The organism is Salifodinibacter halophilus, from assembly GCA_012999515.1.
In the GTDB taxonomy this organism is placed as follows: domain Bacteria; phylum Pseudomonadota; class Gammaproteobacteria; order Nevskiales; family Salinisphaeraceae; genus Salifodinibacter; species Salifodinibacter halophilus.
This window is the reverse complement of the sequence record JABEEB010000450.1, coordinates 1-254: the sequence shown is the minus strand read 5'-3', so window position 1 is coordinate 254 and position 254 is coordinate 1. Positions and strand designations below refer to the sequence as shown.

General features: G+C 70.9%; 1 protein-coding gene. It reads right to left on the bottom strand.

Features of this window, described 5'->3' with window-relative positions; translation table 11 throughout:
• The coding region (locus HKX41_12400) for a hypothetical protein (GenBank protein NNC24936.1) at positions 1-254 on the bottom strand (254 nt) is incomplete at both ends.

Sequence of the window (254 nt, the reverse complement as noted above, 5' to 3'; positions counted from 1 at the left end):
CGTCGAGCTGCGAGCGCAGGCTGTAGTCGCCGGCGCCCAGCTCCAGGCGGGCGACGTCGGACAGCCGCACCACTTCGCCGTCTTCGCCGCGCTTGAGCACGATCTCGCCGAATTCCTTCTGGTCGCGCAGGTGGCCCTGGGCGTTGATCAGGGTCAGGAAGTCGCTGCTGTTGGCCATCGGCTCGGCGCCGAGCTGGCCGGCGGAGACCTGCACGTTCTGCTCGCGCATGGCGCGGACCACGTCGCCGGCGGTG